General features: G+C 43.3%; 14 protein-coding genes and 1 riboswitch. Of the genes, 1 reads left to right on the top strand and 13 read right to left on the bottom strand.

All coding sequences use genetic code 11. The features are described from left to right. Positions 1-133: 133 nt before the first annotated feature. From MHH46_RS28170 to MHH46_RS28210, 9 genes are all read right to left on the bottom strand, one after another. The gene (locus MHH46_RS28170; protein WP_405132542.1) at positions 134-6970 is read right to left on the bottom strand and encodes an S-layer homology domain-containing protein; all 6837 of its coding nucleotides are present in this window, start codon (positions 6968-6970) and stop codon (positions 134-136) included. Positions 6971-7271: 301 nt separating this feature from the next. Then, the gene (gene deoD / locus MHH46_RS28175; protein ID WP_036681380.1) at positions 7272-7988 is read right to left on the bottom strand and encodes a purine-nucleoside phosphorylase; all 717 of its coding nucleotides are present in this window, start codon (positions 7986-7988) and stop codon (positions 7272-7274) included. Between the two features lie 116 nt (positions 7989-8104). Continuing rightward, positions 8105-8926: a methyl-accepting chemotaxis protein gene (locus tag MHH46_RS28180; protein WP_076129804.1), complete on the bottom strand. Its 822-nt coding sequence runs from the start codon at positions 8924-8926 to the stop codon at positions 8105-8107. Positions 8927-9183: 257 nt separating this feature from the next. Continuing rightward, the gene (ahpF, locus tag MHH46_RS28185; RefSeq protein WP_076194054.1) at positions 9184-10713 is read right to left on the bottom strand and encodes an alkyl hydroperoxide reductase subunit F; all 1530 of its coding nucleotides are present in this window, start codon (positions 10711-10713) and stop codon (positions 9184-9186) included. Between the two features lie 14 nt (positions 10714-10727). Then, positions 10728-11291 carry an alkyl hydroperoxide reductase subunit C gene (gene ahpC, locus MHH46_RS28190; RefSeq protein ID WP_036681373.1) on the bottom strand — a complete coding sequence of 188 codons (564 nt, stop codon included), beginning with the start codon at positions 11289-11291 and terminating at the stop codon, positions 10728-10730. Positions 11292-11650: 359 nt separating this feature from the next. Then, positions 11651-15208, bottom strand: a complete 3558-nt coding sequence (locus MHH46_RS28195; protein WP_179086326.1) for an alpha-amylase family glycosyl hydrolase — start codon at positions 15206-15208, stop codon at positions 11651-11653. Positions 15209-15461: 253 nt separating this feature from the next. Beyond that, a complete protein-coding gene (locus tag MHH46_RS28200; RefSeq protein ID WP_076194052.1) occupies positions 15462-16448 on the bottom strand; it encodes a phosphotransferase in 987 nt (328 codons plus the stop codon). A gap of 85 nt (positions 16449-16533) precedes the next feature. Then, positions 16534-18276, bottom strand: coding sequence for a phosphomethylpyrimidine synthase ThiC (gene thiC / locus MHH46_RS28205; RefSeq protein ID WP_076194050.1), 1743 nt, complete (start codon positions 18274-18276; stop codon positions 16534-16536). Positions 18277-18379: 103 nt separating this feature from the next. Then, positions 18380-18488: riboswitch (TPP riboswitch) on the bottom strand. A 71-nt stretch (positions 18489-18559) separates the two neighbouring features. Beyond that, positions 18560-20611 (bottom strand): beta-galactosidase, encoded by a 2052-nt coding sequence (locus MHH46_RS28210; protein ID WP_076194047.1) that lies wholly within the window; start codon positions 20609-20611, stop codon positions 18560-18562. Between the two features lie 170 nt (positions 20612-20781). On the opposite strand from MHH46_RS28210, the gene MHH46_RS28215 reads away from it, so the two are divergent. Further along, entirely contained in the window at positions 20782-21615 is an 834-nt protein-coding gene (locus MHH46_RS28215) for an AraC family transcriptional regulator (protein ID WP_076129799.1), read from the top strand. Positions 21616-21656: 41 nt separating this feature from the next. Here MHH46_RS28215 and MHH46_RS28220 read toward each other — a convergent pair whose 3' ends face one another. Genes MHH46_RS28220 through MHH46_RS28235 form a run of 4 tightly spaced genes read right to left on the bottom strand, consistent with a single transcriptional unit; the run spans position 21657 to position 23501 of the window. After that, the gene (locus MHH46_RS28220) at positions 21657-21926 is read right to left on the bottom strand and encodes a hypothetical protein (RefSeq protein ID WP_076194044.1); all 270 of its coding nucleotides are present in this window, start codon (positions 21924-21926) and stop codon (positions 21657-21659) included. After that, positions 21913-22065, bottom strand: coding sequence for a hypothetical protein (locus MHH46_RS28225; RefSeq protein ID WP_179086325.1), 153 nt, complete (start codon positions 22063-22065; stop codon positions 21913-21915). Before MHH46_RS28225 ends, MHH46_RS28220 begins: the two co-directional genes overlap by 14 nt. A gap of 30 nt (positions 22066-22095) precedes the next feature. After that, positions 22096-22596, bottom strand: a complete 501-nt coding sequence (locus MHH46_RS28230; protein WP_076194041.1) for a hypothetical protein — start codon at positions 22594-22596, stop codon at positions 22096-22098. Positions 22597-22637: 41 nt separating this feature from the next. After that, a complete protein-coding gene (locus tag MHH46_RS28235; protein WP_076194038.1) occupies positions 22638-23501 on the bottom strand; it encodes a hypothetical protein in 864 nt (287 codons plus the stop codon). Between the last annotated feature and the right edge of the window lie 14 nt (positions 23502-23515).

Genomic DNA, 23515 nt, shown 5'->3' on the forward strand with positions numbered 1-23515 from the left:
TATGTTATTATTAACTGGATTTTTCTTCTTGTCAATAAAAAAGCAACAAATGATTGTCTCTGACCTAATAAAATAAAGAGGACCCTCCGCAGCTCTTCCTGCATGAAGGATCCTCTCGAATCAGAACCGTGTATTAAATCAAATCTGATTGTTGCAGCAATCTTTGGATGATAGCCGCAACTTCTGCTCTAGTAATGAAGGCTTGTGGGGCAAGTACATTTCCGCTTCTGCCCGTGATGATTCCTGCTTGCAGGCTGTCTGCGATGCCACTCTTCGCCCAGTCTGATGCTTCATTCGCATCCGTGTAAATGCTCAGCAGCTCGCTTGCTTCTTTGGCAGGAAGATTTGTTTTCAAATCGGTAATCACCATAGCTTTAGCAATAATACTCATCGCCTGTTCCCGAGTAATCTTGTCTGTTGGATGGAACGTTCCATCTTCAAAACCGTTGATTAGCTTATAGGAGTAAGCTGTCTGCACAGCATCATTATACCAATCTGAGACCTTTACATCCGTAAAGGATGTTGTCCCGCTTTCCAACTTCAATCCCAATCCACGTACGATAATCGCCGCAAATTCTGCACGTGTAATCTCCAGATTAGGGTTAAACAAATCGTCGCCGACTCCATTAATAACCTTACGGGAAGCCATCTCATTGACAATGTCCTTAGCCCAGTGGGTGGCGACATCCTTGAAGTTCTGTGGATCTTGAACTACAAAATACGTACTGTTCGTTAAACTGTGTATTTTCGCAAAGTGTTTGCCATCAATGGCAACAATCTGTGTGGGTACATGGCGGAACGTCCCCCCCGCTTCAAGCACTAGCCCAGTCGTGATCTTCTTAAGGTCTACACCATCCGCTAGAGGAATAGTTCTTTCCACATAGGTATTAAACTTAGTGAGTTCAACAGTTTTCCCAGCGTAAGTAACCTTCACCGTGAAATCTAATGGCTTAGCTACCAACGTTAGCTTTTCATTGGCTGCCAACATTTCTATTCTTTTCAGTGCATCCGCAGTCGGAACAGAAATTGAAATTTGCACCTTCACATCTTGTAGAGCAATGTCTGTGCCAAACTGTTTTGAAATTGCACTGATATCAATCTGTGCTGCTGATATTGTATAAGTACCTTTTGGAGTACGAATGATTAGCAGCGCCTGCTTCTGCTCCATATCTTTGATGATTTGGCCATTAAGCTCGCCAATAATCACATCTGAAGTCGCAGTCACAGGGATAGTTATAATTGCATTCTGGTCTTCCTTTTCGATACGTTGCTCTATTTTTGCCTGATCTACAACAATCGTGGTAACCGTCTGCCCGTTATGCTCAGATATCGTTGCTGTTCCGGCATTTTCAACCTTACCGTTCACCAATACCTCAACCATGCTGCTAGATAGTGTAGCTGTAGCTGTAGCAGTGGATCCTGCTGTTGCAGTTGGTGCAGTTGTTGAAGGTGGTGCAGTCGGTGTTGATGTCGGTGTTGATGTCGGTGATTCTGTTGGCGTTGGCGTTGGCGTTGGCGTTGGTGTTGGCGGTGTAGGTGTAACCTCAACCTCCGTTGATGACTTCGGTGTCACTGAGTTCGAAACTTCAGAAGCTACACTACTACCAGCGCTATTAATCGCTTTAACTGTAAACGAATAAGTGGTTCCATTCGCTAGACCAGTTACCTTTATTGGACTTGTTGCCCCAACCGTTACGATATTACCCGGAGAAGCAGTTACCTCATAATTCGTAATTGGAGTTCCCCCGTTCGAATCAGGAACTGCAAATGTCACAGTCACCTCGCCATCTCCCGCTACCGCTATTAAGTAAGTAGGTGCAGATGGTGATGTTCTTGGTTTCGTGCTGACTTCGTTAGAAGCTGCACTCTCCCCGCCCGGATTAGATGCCTTAACTACGAAATAATAAGATTGGCCATTAGTTAACCCTGTCACATCATAGTTGTAGACAGATTCGCTTACTGTAGCCACTTGGGTCTCATAGATTCCAGAAGTGATACCTTGATATATAGTGTATCCAATCGCACCCTTCACCGGATCCCATGTTAAGCCGATGAGGCCATTACTTGCCACAGGTGAATGAAGTATTGGCGCGCCCGGCGCTGGAACCTGCGGCGTTCTAGTTACTTCATTGGAAGCCGCACTGATACCATCAGGATTAACAGCTTTAACAATAAAATAATAAGCAGTTCCATTAATTAATCCTACAGCATCGTAACTGTTCTCAGAGCCACTTATAGTAGCTACCTCAGCTCCATAAACACCTGAAGCTGTAGACTGATATACAGCGTAACTATCGGTACCATATACGGGACTCCAAGTAATACGAATATGTCCGTTTCCTGCTGTTACAGACTCAATACTTGGCGCAGCAAGTTCAGGCCAGGTAAGGTCAATAACTGCACTAGTGATCTCTGTAAGTCCTGTCGCATCAAATGCCAGTTGCGCTCCGGTAACTCCAGCTGCATTCGTAGCTCCCAGATCCGTAAAGGAAATGAGGCCCGCTACTGCTGTCAACGTCGTATTCCCCGTCAACGTCCAGCTTCCAGTGTCCTTCTTCGACACAGTAACAACCGCACTGTTGTCGCCAAGGTTTACATTCCCAAACTGATCCAGCAAAGTAATTACTGGCTGCTGCGCGAAGCTACCGCCATTGGCTTGCGGGGCACTTACGCCCGTGGTCAGCTTCATTGTCGCCGTGCTACCTGCGACAGGTGTAACGTTCAGCGCTGTTGCTGCTGGCGTGGCTACGCCTGCTTGGCTGAACACAACCGCTTGCGCGCCAGCTTTGTTCAGCTTCAGGTTCACCTGTGCTACACCCGCAACGAAATCAACGTTGATCTTGCTCGGTGAAGCTGCCAAAGCGGTACTTCCTAAGCTTCCGTACGTTCCGTCCGGCGCAACATCATACCCCGTTACCGTCACTTCTTTCGTTCCGGTAAACGTTGTATCCGTATTGCCCAGCGAGTTCTTCACAGTCAGCGTAATGCCATTATCTACACCTACAACTGGTGTCAAAGTCGCCGCTGAGGCAGTGATGCTTTGCGCTCCCTGTGGTTGTGGAAGATTCACGGTAGCGCTAGTGATCTGTGGAAGTCCTGTCGCGTCAAATGCCAGTTGCGCTCCGGTGATTCCAGCTGCATTCGTAGCTCCCAGATCCGTAAAGGAAATGAGGCCCGCTACTGCTGTCAACGTCGTATTCCCCGTCAACGTCCAGCTTCCTGTGTCCTTCTTCGACACAGTAACAACCGTACTGTTGTCGCCAAGGTTTACATTCCCAAACTGATCCAGCAGCGTTATCACTGGCTGCTGCGCGAAGCTACCGCCATTGGCTTGCGGCGCACTTACGCCTGTGGTCAGCTTCATTATCGCTGTGCTACCTGCGACAGGTGTAATGTTCAGCACTGTTGCTGCTGGCGTGGCTACGCCTGCTTGGCTGAACACAACCGCTTGCGCGCCAGCTTTGTTCAGCTTCAGGTTCACCTGTGCTACACCCTCAACGAAATCAACGTTGATCTTGCTCGGTGAAGCTGCCAAAGCGGTGATTCCTAAGCTTCCGTACGTTCCGTCCGGCGCAACATCATAACCCGCTACCGTCACTTCTTTCGTTCCGGTGAACGTTGTATCCGTATCGCCCAGTGAATTCTTCACGGTCAGCGTAATGCCATTATCTACACCTACGACAGGTGTCAACGTCGCCGCTGAGGCGGTGATGCTTTGCGCTCCCTGTGGCTCTGGAAGATTCAACGCTACACTAGTGATCTGTGGAAGTCCTGTCGCATCAAATGCCAGTTGGGCTCCGGTGATTCCAGTGGCATTCGTAGCTCCTAGATCCGTAAAGGAAATGACACCTGCTACTGCCGTCAACGTCGTATTCCCCGTCAACGTCCAGCTTCCTGTGTCCTTCTTCGACACAGTAACAACCGTACTGTTGTCGCCAAAGTTTACATTCCCAAACTGATCCAGCAAAGTAATTACTGGCTGCTGCGCGAAGCTGCCTCCATTGGCTTGCGGAGCACTTACGCCCGTGGTCAGCTTCATTATCGCTGTGCTACCTGCGACAGGTGTAACGTTCAGCGCTGTTGCTGCTGGCGCGGCTACGCCTGCTTGGCTGAACACAACCGCTTGCGCGCCAGCTTTGTTCAGCTTCAGGTTCACCTGTGCTACACCCTCAACGAAATCAACGTTGATCTTGCTCGGTGAAGCTGCCAAAGCGGTGATTCCTAAGCTTCCGTACGTTCCATCCGGCGCAACATCATAACCCGCTACCGTCACTTCTTTCGTTCCGGTGAACGTTGCATCCGTATCGCCCAGCGAATTTTTCACGGTCAGCGTAATGCCATTATCTACACCTACGACAGGTGTTAACGTCGCCGCTGAGGCAGTGATGCTTTGAGCTCCCTGTGGCTCTGGAAGATTCAACGCTACACTAGTGATCTGTGGAAGTCCTGTCGCATCAAATGCCAGTTGCGCTCCGGTGATTCCAGCTGCATTCGTAGCTCCCAGATCCGTAAAGGAAATGACACCCGCTACTGCCGTCAACATCGTATTCCCCGTCAACGTCCAGCTTCCAGTGTCCTTCTTCGACACAGTAACAACCGTACTGTTGTCGCCAATGTTTACATTCCCAAACTGATCCAGCAAAGTAATTACTGGCTGCTGCGCGAAGCTGCCGCCATTGACCTGCGGGGCACTTACACCCGTGGTCAGCTTCATTGTCGCTGTGCTACCTGCGACAGGTGTAATGTTCAGCCCTGTTGCTGCTGGCGAGGTTACGCCTGCTTGGCTAAACACCACAGCCTGTGCTCCCGCTTTATTCAGCTTAAGGTTCACCTGTGCTACACCCTCAACGAAATTAACGTTGATCTTGCTCGGTGAAGCCGCTAAAGCGGTGCTTCCTAAGCTTCCGTACGTTCCGTCCGGCGCAACACCATAACCCGTTACCGTCACTTCTTTCGTTCCGGTGAACGTTGTATCCGTATCGCCCAGCGAATTTTTCACGGTCAGCGTAATCCCATTATCCACACCTACGACAGGTGTCAACGTCGCCGCTGAGGCGGTGATGCTATATGCAAGAGTAGGTCCTAGGTTCAGGGTCATTTTAGTGAAATAATCCCCCACGACCTTAAAGTTAGTACCATCGTAAATAATGCCATTAAGATTAGAGGTAAGATCAGATGTTTCCTGAGTCCACGTGGATCCGTCTGCCGAAGAGAATAACTCCCCCTTCAATCCAACAGCCAGAAAACTTCCATTACCAAAGCTGATATTATTTAGTGCGCTAGCTGACATTGTAACCTTCGTAAAAGTTACCAAATCTTCTGTGGTTAGAATTACTGCCTGCTGGCTAAGTGTATCTTCTCCAACCAGAATATAAGCTCTACCATCATAGGCAATTCCCTTTAAAGAAGTATTGGGGAACCCAATCTCTAAGGGCACATTCCACTGTATTCCATCTGATGATTTTGCGATAACAACGCTCTCTTGCTCATAAGTAGTACTATTGTATTTCATCCCAAGAGCTACAAATTGATTATTCAAGTAAGCTACTGTATTAAATGCAAAATCCCCATTTTTAAATCTCTCTGTCCATGAGGTTCCGTTAACTGAAGAATAAATTCCGCCATAATCGGAAACAGCAACGTACTGATTTGTGCCAAAAGCAACGCCAGTCAGATTGTCCTGCACTCCGGTATCTGTCATAGTCCAAGTATCACCGTTGGTCGAGGTCACCACTTTGGCGTTAAGATTGTAGTTTTCTTTATCTGTAACCGCAATAAACTTCCCTGCTCCATAAGTGACCGCATTCATTCCCGGCAGCTTGGAGGGTGTGACATCGTTCCATACTGCGGAGCTATTAGATTTGTAAATAGAGCCATATTCCCCGGATGAGACGGCAACATAATTGCCATTACCATCCTTAGCAATACTTTTCAGATTACCGCTGACATTACTCCACGCCGATAGGTCAGAAGAAACCAGTAAGCCGTTGCCCCCTGAAGCAACATATTTTCCATTTCCGTAAACCATATTGTTCATCATCATTGTTGTATGGGTATCCGAAGATGTCCACTGGGTGCTGTCCAGCGGAGCCGCAGAAGATTTATAAATTACACCCTGCCCAAACAACAAATAGCTCCCATTTAAAGAACCTCCCCCATAAAATTGCTTGTTATCCCATGAGGCATCAACGGTCCAATTAGCACCGTCTGTAGAGGTGAATACTTTTTTAGCATACGGAGTCACGATATAACTAAAGAAACGATTATTTAAATAGATTACATTCGTAACATAAGGCCAACTAGAGTTATAGTGGTTGATCACAAGATCGGTTAAGGTGACCGTTGTCCAATTGATCAGATTCGTTGAGGTATAATAGACAGCATTGTTAGCAGAGACCACATATTTGTTGTTGCCATAAGCAATATCCGTTAAGCTTTGCATTCCGAATATTGCATTGGTAGAAGTGATTCCTGTGTCTGTCCAGTTAATGCCATCCGAGGATTGTAGTAGAGTTACATCATAAGAAGGTGGATTGGTGCCAGCTTTATATACTGACTGCCATACAAAGAACTTTTCATTGACCGCTTTCAACCTTTCCGGTGTGATAGCTAACGTTTTTTTTGTCCAATTTTCACCATCGAGTGAATTGTATACTGCCTTTTCGCTACCATCAATAGCTAAGAACAGCCCATTAGCGAACACAATAGAAGTTAGTTTGGGGTTCCCCGCCTTTTTTGAGATAGACCAATCTACGCCATTTGATGATGTAGATATCCCTCCTTGGCCCACCGTTACAAAAACATTGTTACCAAATGCAACACTGCTCAAATTTCCAGCTGATGTGGAGCTTTGATCTATGATATTGCTATTGCTGGGTACTGCATAAATTACTGCAGGCATAAACAGAGAACTGACGATAGAGAATACTAAACTTATTGCTAATAAAAGATTGCCACTCCGCTTAATCACAATTTTCCCCCTTTGGCATTACACCAAAATATAAATACTTCCACCATATGGAGATTAGATGTCTTTTCTAAGATTTGTAGCCATTTGGTTTGATTTTTATATCGGTATAATCCGAGAGAATTATTACGAATTTAACATTAAATTTTGATTAAAAACAACAATAATTTACACGCTTCACCTATCCATTTCCACAACCTTACAAATGAGAAAAAAACCTATTAAATATCAGGACTTAATCCTGAATTTAATAGGCTTTCAAGCTTTTTCTCGTAGAACTTTTTAAGCTGCTTAATCTTTTTTATTAAATAGAAATCGCTGCTTCTAAAGCTACTTCCATCATGCCGTTGAAAGAATTTTGTCTTTCTTCTGCCGTGGTTACAGCATGAGTAACTAACGAATCGGAAATGGTAAGAATACATGCAGCTTGTTTACCTAACACTTTCGCATTATGGAACAACGCATAACTCTCCATTTCTACACAAACACAGCCATGTTCATTGTAAAATTCATTAACTCCAGGCACATTGTCTTCATGATAGAATACATCGCTGGAATGAATTCTCGCCGTCAGAACTGGCTTGTTAATACGTGTAGCCGCTGCTTCAATGACTTCGTTCAATTCTTTACTTGGCAGCTGGATATCTCCTTCTACACCGCTTTGCACATAGGCATATGTAGATTCACTCCACGCGCTATCCGCCAACACCACGTCAAATAAATTCAATTTATCAGTATATGCTCCAGCACTACCGATACGAATGATGTTTTCCACACCATAGTTTTTGTATAGTTCATAAGAATAAATACCGATACTTGGCATTCCCATTCCCGAACCCATTACCGAAACCTCTTTGCCTTTATAAGTTCCTGTATATCCAAACATATTACGTACCGTATTAAATTGGGTTGGGTTCTCCAAATAGGTTTCTGCAATATACTTCGCTCTCAAAGGATCTCCTGGCATTAATACTGTTTTGGCGATTTCACCATTTTGTGCTGCATTGTGCGGCGTTGACATAATTTATTCCTCCTATGTTGATTACTCATTACTATCTTACTATACCATTCATGATTTTAAATATACGTTTAAAATTTTCTTTTATTGCGACAAAAATACTGCTACTGAATCTCTTTTTATAATTTATTAGCAAACTCATTAAGTTTTTGGGACATTATCTTTATTTCCTCAATAAATGTAGAAGTATGCTGAACAGATGCCGCCTGTTCTTGGCCGATAGCTGCTATCTTCTCTATCGAATTAGCCATTTGATTCGTAATTCCCTTAATCTGTAACATGGTTTTATTTATGTTTTGCGTCGAGGCGACGGTTTCCCTTGAAAATTTCCGGATTTCCTTGGCTACGACTTCAAAACTTCTACCTTTCTCACCTGCATGCGCTGCTTCTATTGCAGCATTCAGCCCAAGTAAATTCGTTTGATCAGCAACCCTGTTTATAATGGATAGGACTTCTGTTGTATTCTCCACATCTTTTCCAGCCTGCTGAGATTGAATGAGTAGTTCCTGAGAGTGATCGGAAAGTGAACTTACACCATAGGAAATATTATTAATTTGCTCATTGGCTTGGGATAATGATTCCGAGATTTGTTCTACAATAGCTTTTAATTCACTTTGTCTTCGAATCTGAACTGCAATCCCGCCAATGACTTGTCCCGTTTGATCGTGAAGAGGTGTTGCTGTACCTGTAAACTCAAATCCATAAAAGTGGGCTGGAACATCGGACTTCAAGGTACGATTCTCTTGTATCGCTAAGTAAAGCGGTTCTTCTTTGTGTAAAGGTTGTCCTTCGTTAATGTTTAAATTTATGGTGTCGCCAGGAAAATAAGCAACGAACCGTTCCAAATCACATATCGCTATTGATAAATCAGCGGGGATAGATAATTTTATAATTGGTATAAGTGAGATAAATTTGTCTAAAGATTCAATGTTGTTAATCACAGAAATATAGTCTCCATTCCAGCAAAACGTTATTTATAGCGCACCAAGTCTAACCAGATTATGCCTTGCAGACATGCATTTAATCTAAATCCTTAATTTTGCTTAATTCATATTTTAGATATGTATTCGCGAAAATCTTCATAAAATCCTCCAAAAAAGTTTATAAACACCCATTTCTCTCTCACAAAAGATAAAAAAAACCCCCACTTTGTGAAAAGTGAGGGCTTTCGTTCTCTTGCTGTTACTAATAATATCGATTAGTTACGGATCAGATAATCAAATGCTCCTAGCGCTGCAGTTGCACCGGATCCCATCGAGATAATGATTTGTTTATAAGCACTATTAGTGCAGTCACCAGCAGCAAATACTCCTGGTAAGCTAGTAGCACCATGGCTATCTACAACAATCTCACCTACGCGAGTACGTTCAACTGTGTCACCTAGCCATTCTGTATTTGGAACCAGACCAATCTGTACAAATACACCCTGCAATTCAACATGGTGAGTCTCTTCTGTCGCACGATCAACATAAGAAATACCATTTACCTTATCAGTTCCGGTAATCTCTTTAGTTTGCACGTTTTTATGAACAGTAACGTTAGGAAGGCTATAGAGACGATCTTGCAGTACAGCATCAGCTTTGAGCTCTGGAGCAAATTCCAGAACCGTTACATGCTTCACTATACCTGCAAGGTCAATAGCTGCCTCAATACCTGAGTTACCGCCGCCAACAACTGCAACATCTTTGCCTGCAAACAAAGGACCATCACAGTGTGGGCAGTAGGCTACACCTTTGTTCTTGAATTCAGCTTCACCAGGCACGCCCATATTCCGCCAACGAGCACCTGTAGACAGAATGACCGTCTTACTCTTTAGAACAGCACCGTTCTCGAGTTCAACTTCAATTAAGTCATTTTTGTCTAGACGTCTGACACGCTGCAATTTCATCACATCAATGCCATACTCTTTTACTTGCTCTTCAAGTTTAGCTACGAGTTGAGGACCTTCAGTGTACTTCACACTAATAAAGTTCTCGATACCAAGCGTGTCGTTAACCTGTCCGCCAAAGCGTTCAGCAACAATACCTGTACGAATACCTTTACGTGCCGCGTAAATGGCTGCACTTGCACCAGCTGGGCCGCTGCCGACAACAAGCACATCATATGGAGCTTTATTGTCAAACTCTGATGCGTCCACACTGCTGCCCATTTTAGCTAAAATTTCTTCAACCGTCATACGACCACTTTCGAAAAATTCACCATTAAGGTAGACGCTTGGAACAGACATAATTTCTTTGCTTTCTACCTCTTCTTTGAATACTCCACCGTCAATCATCGTATGGGTAATGCCCGGATTAAAGATACTCATAAGATTCAGTGCTTGTACAACATCAGGGCAATTATGACAGCTCAGGCTAACATAAGTTTCAAACTTATATTCACCACTAATGCCTTTGATCTGATCAATTACACTTTGCTCAACCTTAGGAGCTCTTCCGCTAACCTGCAACAGAGCCAATACTAATGAAGTAAATTCGTGTCCAAGCGGAGTTCCGGCAAAGGTTACGCCCGTATCTTCACCCACACGATTTACACTAAAGCTTGGGGTTCTAGACAGTTCGGTTCTTTCCACCGTAATCCTAGGTGACATTTTGGCAATTTCATCAACTAGTTCGGTCATCTCTTGTGATGCCTCGTCAGCGCCTGCACTGAGTTTCAGTACTACATCGCCTTCCAAGAGTTCAAGGTATTGCGCTAGTTGAGCTTTTATTTCTTGATCTAGTTTCATTTAGCTTTCGCTCCTTAAATCTTACCTACAAGATCGAGACTTGGTTTAAGAGTTTCTGCACCTTCCGACCATTTCGCTGGGCAAACTTCACCTGGATGATTGCGTACATATTGCGCTGCTTTAATTTTGTTAACAAGAGCGCTAGCATCGCGACCGATACCACCAGCATTAATCTCAACAGTTTGAATAACACCGTCTGGATCAATGATGAATGTACCACGATCTGCAAGACCGTCAGCTTCGATCAATACATCAAAGTTGCGGGAAACCACATGGGAAGGATCGCCGATCATAATGTACTTCACCTTGCCAATTGCTGCGGAGCTTTCATGCCATGCTTTATGTGTAAAGTGTGTGTCAGTAGAAACGGAATATACTTCAACACCTAGTTGTTTGAGGGTTTCATATTGGTTCTGCAAATCTTCTAGTTCAGTTGGGCATACGAATGTGAAGTCAGCTGGGTAAAAGCAAACTACACTCCATTTACCTTTGAAGTTTTCTTCTGTAACATCGATAAATTTCCCATCTTGAAATGCGCTTGCTTTGAATGGTAGTACTTCTGTTCCGATTAATGACATATTGTTTAATCTCCTTTGGGTTTAATTTATGAATAGAGTGGATACTATTTATAATTATTATAATTAACCAAATTAAGGCCTGTCAAGTTATTTATAATAATTCTAATATGATAATCGTTGTCAGTCGCTAAATGTTCATACAAATTCCTTTCTTTCGGATTTAAATACAACACTTTATCATCTGACTGATGCTCATTCGTGCTTATTGACTATTATGGTTTAGTTTACATGTTTTATGTAGTTCAATTTCTACAATTCGATGTCTTCTACTATTCGCTGAACTATTCTGTACTATAAAGTAACCTCAGTACGGGTTCATCCCGAACTGAGGCTATTTTTGATAACTAATATACAAGGTCCTACTTCAAATAGGTTCCTGACTCTCCGATTCCACCACTACCGTTCAATACATACACCCGTGCATTTCCTTTCCCGGAGCAGTTGATTGTGATCACACCGTTGGTAACGGTTTTGGTATCACCAGTGACCGCATCCACATATGTTCCGTTAGGAATTCCGGTGAATGTTGCATTTCCTGAGATCGTAACCAAAGCAAAGCTATCGATTCCTTTGCTACTATCAGTGTATCTTCTTTTAAATGCCAAATCACCTGATACATTTTCTGTAGAATATTGGCCTTTTTGCAAAGCAGGAACAGCTCTTCTAATTAAATTAAGTTGTCTGATATGTTTCGCCAGAGGATAATTTAACGAGTCTGCAAGTGTGCCAGTAGCATTGGTATATTTACCGTAATCTTGAACAGTAACACTACCCTCAATATGTTCGCCAAAGTAAGCACGGCCTGTTGTACTTAACGGCGCATTTGGACCTACATCGATGACTGATCCTTTTTTGAACTCAATTTCAGAACCATAATAGATCGCAGGTATTCCTCGGAAGGTGAACATCAGCGCGAGATTCTCAGCCCAAGTGTCCTGTGTGCCTGCAAATCTTTGATTTTCTGGTGCTTGGTCAGGTGCATAGTCATGAGAGTCAATATAAGTTACATTCCAGGTAGCATCATTATAGAATTGATCACCGCTTCTCATACTAAATGCTTCCTGAGCAGTCTTGAAGGCCCAGTGCATTGGAAAATCAATAACATCCATACCCGATTTCATCGAATAGTCAGGCGCATGATAAGTATTTCCTGTTAAAAATGCATTGTTAGAGGTAGGTTGTCCTGCTGTAGTAGAGTTATCTGCCCACTCTTGTTCCACCGATAGCTTGTTGGAAGCGTAGTCATTTTGACCGTCACCTGGATAGGGTTTTGAGCTTTTCCAAGTATAAAATGGTGTTGATATCGCCGGAATTCCACTGTTCCACACATCTCTGTACCGAGTAGCCACTTCCCCAAAGACAAAGAAGTCTGAGCCCCCTCTTGTTTTCCATGCCGGCACAAAATATTTGTTAAAAATATACCGGCTTACATGCTTTACAGTATCGACCCGGAAAGCATCCACACCCATATCAATATATTGATTATAGCTGTCGATTAGATACTGATTCACTAGAGGATTCTCTGTGTTTAAGTCCACACAGTCTCCCGCAATCTGTCCTGTCTGGACGGTGTAAGACTCCCAAGAAAGACTTTTTTCCGTATGGTAAATATTATTGTTAGTCTCCGCAGTCTTCATTAAGGCAAGTCTTGCCTGATATTGCTGATCCGGGGTCATGGAATCATAGTTAGCTGGCAGCTTATCCGTAATTTTGAGCATGTTACTCACGGTGTCCGCCGCCGTTGGATCTTTTTTGAACATCGGGAACAGATTTTCTTCTCCAAAATTACCGGTATGATTGACGACAATATCTTGAATAACCTTTATCCCTCTAGCGTGTGCTGCATTGATCAAATCCTGATAAGATGCCCCTGCGGATTCATATCTTGGATCTACTTTTGCAAAATTTATTGCATGGTACCCATGATAATCATAACCGCTGGCATTCTGCACCACAGGTGTAATCCAGATGGCACTGAATCCTAAGGCTTTAATGTAATCGAGCTTTTGAATCAGTCCTTTGAAATCCCCTCGCCAAGCTGGATCAGAGTCCGGATTTCCTGCCTTGGCATCCTCCCATGCATGCTCATTGTTACTCGAATCACCATCATAAAACCGGGAAGTGATTACAAAATAAATCGTATCTTCACGAAAATCGCCCTTATTACCAATGTTATAAACAAAACTCTGTTTAGTTTCATTTCCGGCACCATCGATCACAAGGAATTTTAAGGTTGTCGTCTTATTAATCAAGATAGACGGTCCGGTAAGAGATGTCAGTGCATTGCCTGAAATATAGACTTTTGAACTCGTTGTTGGTTCCGTACCATTATCTGTGTAATATGCTGTGGTTGTTGCCGCCTTGTTGTCTTTTATATTAAAAGATACGGAAACCGCTGAGCTCGAATTCCCAACAGGCAGATTCGCAGTGATAATCGGAGCTTGCAAATCGGCATTCAGATCAATCACATAAGCAAAAGAGCCTACATTACCCGCTTGCCCTATAGAGTTAACGCCGAATGCTTTGATAGTCAAAGAAGAAGGTACTTGGATTGGAGTCGTATACAACGTTGAGGTTGTCGTAGGTGTTGATCCGTCGGTCGTATAATAAATTTTATCGCCGCTATTTGTACTGGATAGGGTCACCGTTTGGGCAGAATCATAGGTTTTGGGCACAGGAGAGACGGTTATCACCGGAACCTTAGGAACGTCTGGATTGGCGTCATACCATACGTTATCTGAGTTATACCAGCCCTCTTTTACGCTGCGAGATAAGTCAGCTGTCTGTTTGCCATTGCCGTCATTAAAGATCAGGCTTGCCCCTGTAGCATTTGGAACAGTATAGCTATACCAATCGTTCCCGTCCGATTTCATCAGTATTCCCGGCCACGCTCCACTAGTCGGAATGGTTGCCGGATTCAGATTCCAGTAATGGATGCGGATCGCTGCATTCCAGCTTGCTGGTTTCTTAAAGTGAACGGTTAGCCCCGCTGAAGTAGGTGTAGGTGTTGGCGTCACTGTTGGCGTTGGTGTAGGAGTTACGGTAGGTGTTGGCGTTGGTGTGGGTGTTATGGTAGGTGTTGGCGTCACTGTTGGTGTAGGAGTTACCGTAGGTGTTGGCGTCACTGTTGGGGTAGGAGTTACCGTAGGTGTTGGTGTCACTGTTGGGTTAGGAGTTATCGTTGGTGTTGGTGTAGCTCCGGCCGAAAGGGTCACATAGTCGATATTAATATTCCCGCTATCATCCGAGTCATATTTATAAGCAAGCGTGTTATTTCCTGCCTGTAAAGAGAGTGTTTCTGTTTGGTCTGCCCATGTATCCCAGTTGGTCAGGTTGGCTAATGTTGTCTGTGTAACCTTTATTCCATTGACATAAATGGACACTTTTTTAGCACTGCCGGATGCATTAGCATAGTGAAGCGTGGCATTATAGGACCCTGCTGCGGAAGCCTGGACGTTAAAAGTGGTGGCTGCTCCTGTAGTTGTATATCCATCAACAAAACCAGTGCCCGAATATCCAGTGTGATTCGTATTTACTTTTGCACCACCAGATAGGGATGCACTCTCTGCTTCGTATTTTCCGGCGACCGGAATAACAACCGTCCAGTTCTTCCCGCCGTTATTGTCCCAACTATCCGTTGGAGCCGTGATGTGATAACAATAAATTAGGGTGGCGCCTTCCTGAACATTGAGGTTGGCGATGAACGTGGTTCCATTTTTGGTCATCACCGTGTCCGTAGTATTAGCCCAGTTATTCGTAGTCCAATGTAAGGTCACAGCTGCCGCTGTAGGATTGGTATAGGTGACTGTATGATCCGTATTGCTGGCCGATGCTCCACCCGATAAACCAAATAAACTAAAAATGAGTGAAAAAATAATTAACCACGAAATATAACGCCTGGATTGTTTGGATACCAAGTAAATAACCTCCTCATAATTTTAAGTGCAGCTTACGATTTTAAGCCTATCGTGATGTGCAAACGTTTGCAAAAATGAGAAAAAAAGAAATACTTAATAGTTTTAATCTCCTCCTTCAATGATTAATAAGGAAAAAACTCATTGTATGCGTTTACAAACGGTTCAATATCTGATGAATTTTCCTTGTTAAGATTATAAGCGCCAAACTTTTGCTGGTCAATGCATCTTTTAGGCTATAATTCAATCGTTTTCACTATAAGTTCCCTAAGATAGCAGGTAAATTGTTCAGGTTCTTAGCCAGCCAATTCATTTCTTTTGCAAAACGTTTTGGAGGTACACTATGTTTGTCCATCGCGGCATTAATCCACCACGGGCTTTCCATATACCACAACAACTGCAATGATTTTGTTAAATCCCCTTGCTCCACCGTTCGTTCCTCACGATATCCGTCAATAAATGCTGAAGCTAGTGCTCCATCTAAATCTTCATCTAAAGCACATGACATCACTGCTCGCGCTACATCAAGCTGCGGATAATCATATTTGAACCGATCAAAATCTAGAATTGCAGACAATTGGCTATCTTGAAATAAAAGATTATCAACCCATAAATCACGATGTGCCCATCCAGCTACAAGTCCTTCGAATATTTCCGGATCTATTTCTTCAGTCGCTCTCAGTTGTATCTCTAGGTCAGTGATGAGTGAAGTTTTGCCCATTTCCTTTGATTGTTGTAGGAGTACATTCCAATGTTCTAAACGTTCCTCAGGGCTTTGGGGAATAAATTGTGGGGTTCTTTTCAAACTAAGGGTCCCATCATTTAATAAACGATGCATTTTACCTGTGGCACGACCCAAATCAAACATTTGAAGGATGTTAATTTTGCCCGGCTCTATGACACGCCCTTCACAATATTCCATAACCATAAACGTCTCTCCCATATCTGATTCCAGTAAAACTTTATGGTTATAAGCCAACAATCCGGGACATGGGAGTCCCTGTAGATACAATCTTTTCTGTTGAGAAAAGGCGAAGCTCAGTTCTTCTGGATTATACAATTTATATCTTTTTTTGTTGTATTGTTTAAGTAGAAATGGTCCTGATTCCGTTATGATTTTCCATTTAAGATTTAACCAGCCACGTTTTATTGGGGTAGCATGAAGGACTTTCAATCCAAAAAAATGATAGAAACTATTACTTAAATCCTCTAAAATGGCTTCCTCTGAACGAATCGCTTCCATTTCATCAACTCCTATCTATTCAAAGTATAAAAGAAGAAGCCGCCAATGACGACTTCTTTTAGATATTTCTTTTTAGCAGAAAAAGTTATCTATAAATGAGGCTCCCGCCTTGGAGAAACTCTTGCGCCTTCTCTTGCATTCCTGATTCAATTCTCGTCGTATTCCGGATATTATGAGAGATCTTCATACTGCAAAATTTCGGCCCGCACATGGAACAGAAATGAGCTGTTTTAGCGCCTTCCGCAGGCAATGTCTCATCATGATATTCGAGCGCTCGCTCAGGATCTAACGATAAATGAAATTGATCACGCCAACGAAATTCAAAACGGGCTTTCGAAAGAGCATTATCCCGGTCTTGTGCTCCTTTATGCCCTTTCGCCAAATCTGCGGCATGAGCCGCTATTTTATAAGTAATGACCCCTATACGTACATCTTCCTTATTAGGCAGGCCAAGATGTTCCTTCGGAGTTACGTAACATAACATAGCTGTACCGAACCAACCAATCATCGCTGCACCTATAGCAGAGGTAATATGATCATAACCAGGCGCAATATCTGTAGTCAGTGGACCTAATGTATAAAAAGGGGCTTCGTTACAAGTTTCAAGTTGCTTATCCATATTCTCTTTAATCAAGTGCATCGGCACATGTCCTGGACCCTCTACCATCACCTGTACATCATGACTCCAAGCTATAGCTGTTAATTCACCTAACGTCTCTAACTCGGCAAATTGTGCTTCATCATTCGCATCAGCAATCGAACCCGGACGTAATCCATCGCCTAGGGAAAAAGAAACATCGTACAGCTTCATGATTTCACATATCTCTTCAAAATGTGTATATAAAAAGTTCTCTTGATGATGCGCAAGACACCATGCCGCCATGATGGAGCCACCTCTTGAAACAATGCCTGTCATACGTTGTGCAGTCAACGGGATATAACGAAGCAGAACCCCCGCATGAATGGTAAAATAATCAACCCCTTGCTCCGCTTGCTCAATGAGCGTATCACGGTATACTTCCCACGTTAAATCTTCCGCTTTCCCATTCACTTTTTCCAACGCTTGATAGATAGGCACCGTTCCAATAGGAACAGGAGAATTACGGATGATCCACTCGCGTGTCGTATGAATGTTTTTACCTGTTGAGAGATCCATTATATTATCTGCACCCCAGCGGGTGGCCCATCTCATCTTCTCTACCTCTTCCTCTATGGATGAGGATACTGCGGAATTTCCTATATTGGCATTGATCTTCACTAAAAAATTGCGTCCAATAATCATTGGTTCACTCTCTGGATGATTGATATTCGCTGGAATGATGGCGCGGCCGCGGGCTACTTCATCTCTTACAAATTCCGGTGCCACATTCTCACGAATCGCAACGTATTCCATTTCCGAAGTAATAATCCCTTTGCGTGCATAATGCATTTGAGAGACATTACGCCCCTTTTTCGCTCGCAAAGGTTTTCTATGGAGCGCTGGAAACACTTCCGCCACAGCTTTTCCCGTTGCATTCCCGTTATCTTCAGGCTTCACGGTTCTTCCTTCGTACGCTTCCGCATCCCCTCGTTCCTCAATCCAGCTTAGACGATTGGGCTCTAACCCCTGACGAATATCAGTATGAATATTAGCATCCGTGTAAGCCCCGCTTGTGTCATAGACATGAATTGGGGCATTCTCCTCTTCGCCGTCTATGCCCGCAGTTGGACTAAGTGAGATCTCCCGCATAGGCACCTGAATATCAGGCCGTGAACCCTTTACATACACTTTTTGACTTGCTGGAAAAGCTGATAGATTGATTGGATCGTTGTTCAATTCGCTTGTCATCTCAATTCCTCCTATAAGGTGATTTGATCAAGCGGAGACGGTCTACTCCCCACACATAGAAAAGGCCACATCTGTATAAGATGCGGCCTTAGAGTAGACAAATAGAAATAGAGCTCCATTTCCTCCGCTGGCATTATCCAGATCAGGTTTGACGGTCGATAGTTATAACTATCCTCTCAGCCTGGTTCCACCAAGCTCCCGTGACTATATAATTGCTACTTCAAAGTATAACCGAAAAGAGAGAATTATCCAAATCTACTCAAATGTGAGATCAATGTATACGTTAGTTTAACACCAATACCCCAAATCCTTCCAGAAGAACCTCGCCCGACAATGTTGTGCCGCTCAGTAAATCTGTTTTGGTCTCATGAAGATGGATCGTGACAGGAGTCTCACTATAATTAAGCAAAAAAGCATAACTGGAAGAAGCTCCGGTACGGACTTGCAGTTCTACCTCTTCTGGGAGCTCCAGCCAATCTGCTGGCGATTGTAGATCAATTAAATTTATGATCTCAGCCGCTGCCTGTTCATTAAATACGGCTCCGTAATACCAAACCTCACCCTTGCCGCGACGATTTCTAGTTACCGCCGGTTTTCCCGCATAATAATCAGAGGCGTAAACCGCCATCACTTCAACCGAAGCTTCCTCTATTTTGAGAATATCATTAAAGTCATCTGCTCCTGTAACGACTTCAGTCACGCCCGACCAGCTAATTGTTGTTGGCTGACGACTGCCCTTAACCATTGTGAATTCTTCAACTGTGATCCCGCATAGATCCTTAGCAGCACCTGGGAAAGGACGCATATAACATTGACCGCGCTCATCCTTATAGCCGGTTCTACAGCCGAAGATCAGTTTGCCGCCTTGCTGAACATATTCATCCAGCAGTGCTGCTGTCTCATCTGTCATAATCGCTGGGTGAGGATAGATAAGCACGTCGTACCTTGCAAGCTCCTCCAGCGTTGTTTTTTTGCGTAAATAGAGTACTTCATTCGGGATATGCTTCCGCTGAAGCGCCTTGTACCACTCCTTATTGCTCTTCCACATAAACGGGCCATGCCAAACATCGTATTCTCCATCCCACTCATTGTCATAATCACGAACAATAGCAATGTTAGCCTGATTACGAGTACCGACAAACGCATGACCTGCTGCTGCCAGCTCCTGACCGATCTGCCCCGCTTCCCGCACTCTCCGGTTAGGCTGATTATGATAGTCATTGATTCCATGCCAATAAATTTCATTGCCCATCGTAGCTGTCCGCCAGCGGAAATATAACACCATATCTGCTCCATGAGCGATCGACTGATAAGTCCATAACCGCATCTGCCCGGGCTTTGGAGAAGGCATATCCATCCGGTTCACCCAGCCACCCGGGCCCGACTGCTGCTCCATAATGCAGAAATTCGGGGATATCGAACGAACAACAGATAACGACAGTCCCCAGCCTCTATCATTCAGCGGATTCCGCTCATTCGGGTCATAAAAAATAGTAGAGAACTGAGGATAGGAATCATAGCTGAAGAAATCCAACAGTTCATCCGTCATTTCATGGCTATCGAGATGCCCGAACAGACCGTTCGTGGTTACCCACTGCTTAGGGGCAAGTTTACGGATGATATCCGCTTGGTTTTTGGCAAAAGAAATTGTATTGTCCGAAATAAACCGTTTTTCATCCAATGCCTGATGAGGATTGGGTTGCTTCGGTACTGGAGTCGGACGTGGAAGATAGACCTGAGACCAGTCACTATAGCTTTGATTCCAAAAAACAGTTCCCCAAGCCTCGTTCAAATGCTCAAGTGTAACATATTTCTGCTGTAGCCATTCCCGGAAAGCCTTATGGTCACTCTCCGAATAAAATTCACTGATCTCACAGTTGAGCTCATTATCAATTTGCCAGCCAACTACACCCGGATGATTGCCGTAATGTTCAGCCATTTGTTCTGCAATACGTGCACACAGTTCCCGGTATTTAGGACTGCTGTAATTATAATGACGGCGCATGCCATGCTGAAGTGTAACACCTTCGTAGGTAACATTTAAAACTTCGGGATACTTATCAGTCAACCAAGCTGGAGGCGTCGCCGTCGGAGTACCAAGTACAACCTGAAGACCATATTTATGTGCTAGATCAATCGCCCGATCAAAGAGCCCGAACTGAAACTGCCCTTCTGCCGGTTCAAAAATAGACCAAGCAAACTCCCCCATCCGAATGATCGTAAAGCCGAGTTCACGCATCCGGCGATAATCGTCCTCCCACATGTTTTCTGGCCAGTGCTCCGGATAATAACAGACGCCAAGCTCGAATTTTTCAGTTGCGACAGGTTTCTTCATCATTACCTCCAAAGTATTAAAAATATGCTTTCAATATTTTATAATTCTATTGTAGTATCAATGATAAGAGGTCTTATATAACAAAATATTGCTATCATATAACAATCTTGCGTTCATTGCCTTAATCCAACTTGCGCTCTGTTGCGCTACAGAAACGGGTGCTGCCAAACATGAAGAAACAATGGTATTTGCCGACACCGGCTTTTTCGAAATATGTCTGTTATCCTGAATTTTTGGGACATTACACTCACTTTCCACAACATACAGAGAGAAGAAGCGAAGGTTTTCTGGGGAGTTATAACCTGCATTTGATCTTTGGTGGGGAGGGTTATGTATTCCATGAGGGCGAACGTATTCCGATGAGTAGAGGACGAGGTTTTCTGTACCCTAAAGGGGCTTATCAGCAATACGGCTCTGACCCAGGCGAGCCTTGGGATGTCCGCTGGGTTCATTTTAACACTGAAATTGTCCTTCCCTTATTAGAAGAAGTGGACCAGTCTCGTGCATACCTGTTCACTTTTGATTTGGATGCTAAGCTGGACGAACTATTCGAGGAAATGTATATACTAAGCGCTTCCTACGTGACCCGTAGCGAGCCAAGACTATCTGCTCTGCTGTATGAGCTTCTAGTAAAATTGCTGCAGAACTCCGAGCCGCTTCACGGCTCAGTACCGCACGAGGTTAGGCAGTCCATCCGCAGTGCTGCAGATATCATTCATGTCGAATGTGCCAGCCCTTGGTCTCTGGAATCGATGGCAAGATTGACCGGGTACAGCAGCTATCATTTTCTAAGGCTGTTCCGGGTGGTTATGGGTAAAACACCTAACCGTTATTTAACCGATTGTCGGCTGGCTAAAGCCAAGCTTTTACTAGTTTCCACAGGACTCTCCATTGCTCAGGTTGCTACTCAGTCCGGTTTTGCCCAGTCCAGCTATTTCATTAAAGTGTTCAGAAGGTTTGAAGGCATGTCTCCTGTGAAGTACCGGCAGGCTTTTGGGGCGTAGAGGATCTTCGATTCAATCTTAGTCTCTTGGATTTATCACCCTTAAAGATCATCCTTAAGAGAAATTTCACTCTCAATATCTAAACTTATTGTTTCGGAATGAATCTCCCCTTCATTATCATTCCATGTAATAGATAAAGTGGTATTTTCATAATTTTGTCTATTTTTATTTAATTCGTCATACGAATACGGACCTGTTATAGACGCGATATCAGTGTTACTTAATATTGAAACGGGTCCATCCGTTGACCTAGCTTCATTTACAAGAACTGTTTCATCCTTATTATTATTTTGTAATCTAAAACATCCCATGTATCCCTGTACCCTTAAGTGTATATACTTGAACACCAGTGTTTAAATTTGTTTCGACCTCTTTATTGAAATATAAATAACTCCATATCGCATTCGAAATAATAACCACAGCTACAAGCACTAGGATTAGTTTTTTCATATCTGCTCCTTTATAAATACTCCCCAGCCATTATTTATATCTTAAATTCCACTCCTTAGACCATTTCGGGAAAGCTTCTCCGGTCAATTCTTCGAGTGTATTCCCATCAATGGTATAAACCCAGCCCATATGTAATTCAGCGAAATCAGGAAAACTATAACCTCCTATCACTTCATCGTCTGCTTCTAGCAGAAAAATCAGGGTTTGTTTTTTTGTATTATCCTTCTCATTATCTAAGGGGTGGTTTTTAACGATGAACTTACTTGTAGTTATTTCCTTGCCTATATAATTGATTGGATCAACACTTTGAACACTCCAATATTGTATGTATGGCATTTCCGTCAGCAGTTTTTTATCTAATAAATATTCAGAAACAATTCCTTCATTACTAATGATCAGATAGCCCATATCGGTAATAAATTGTTCAGCTTTGCTATATTCTTTTTTTGAATTATCGCTAATTTGCTCCTTACTACATCCAAATAAAAAGATTAAGAATAACGGAACTATGATTACCTTTAATTTGTTCATAGGTTCCTCTCCTTGGATTGTTTATTATCTCCGCAATAGCCTCATAGATTAATCTTGTTGTATGAATTTAGTATCATCAAACTCTTTAGCGTCTTATAGGCTCTCCATTCCAACCTCGCTGTTTCACCGGGAGGCTCCCATGTTATCTGCCATCCTCCATCATCATCCTGTTGGTGTTCTAATACTTTTAAGTGATCAAGAATGGTTTCATCAGAAAATATGCTGCTACAGTAAGAAGTGGGTGATGGCGAAAATTCTAGAGGAGAGAGTCCATAACTGTGGGATGCGGCATCCATACAAAAGAAGTTGGCAGTAATAAGCTCCTTAGATAATTTTTGAAATAATCCTTTGATAAAATCCGATTGAGGTAAGCTTTCCAATAAATAAAATGCAGTCAAAATTGTATGCGCATCGTCATATGCTTGTGCGTGAATATCTTCCAAACAAATTTCTGTCGCCTTATCAAGCCAGGAATGTTCTATCCCTTGCCACTTAAGAAGCCCGACAAGACCAGTAAGTCTGCTAAATGATGGCTCTGTAGAAAGAGGGTTACTCCAATGTTCTGCTCTTGGATAGTTTGCTGATGAAGGAAATATTGTTGGAATCCCTTTTTTTAAATCAGCATGCTTTGAAATATAATCACATGCTTTTTGAGAAAGTTCTTCGTCTTTTATGTTACAGTCATATAAAAAACGTAGTGCAAATTCCATGAAAAGTGGCTGACTACCGGGTACCCGTAAATCCGGCTCTATTGCATTTCCAAACCCACCATCTTCGTTTTGGTAGGCTGTTAGTGAAGTCACAACATTGCTCATTGATCCACCGTGGAAAATATATTCAAAAACCCTTCTTTCTAATAATCTGCCATGTGTCCAAATGAAATGGGCTGCTTTCTCAAAATCCATCTGTTCCCCTCCTC

The organism is Paenibacillus sp. FSL H8-0175 (genome assembly GCF_045040615.1).
Classification (GTDB): domain Bacteria; phylum Bacillota; class Bacilli; order Paenibacillales; family Paenibacillaceae; genus Paenibacillus_AQ; species Paenibacillus_AQ odorifer.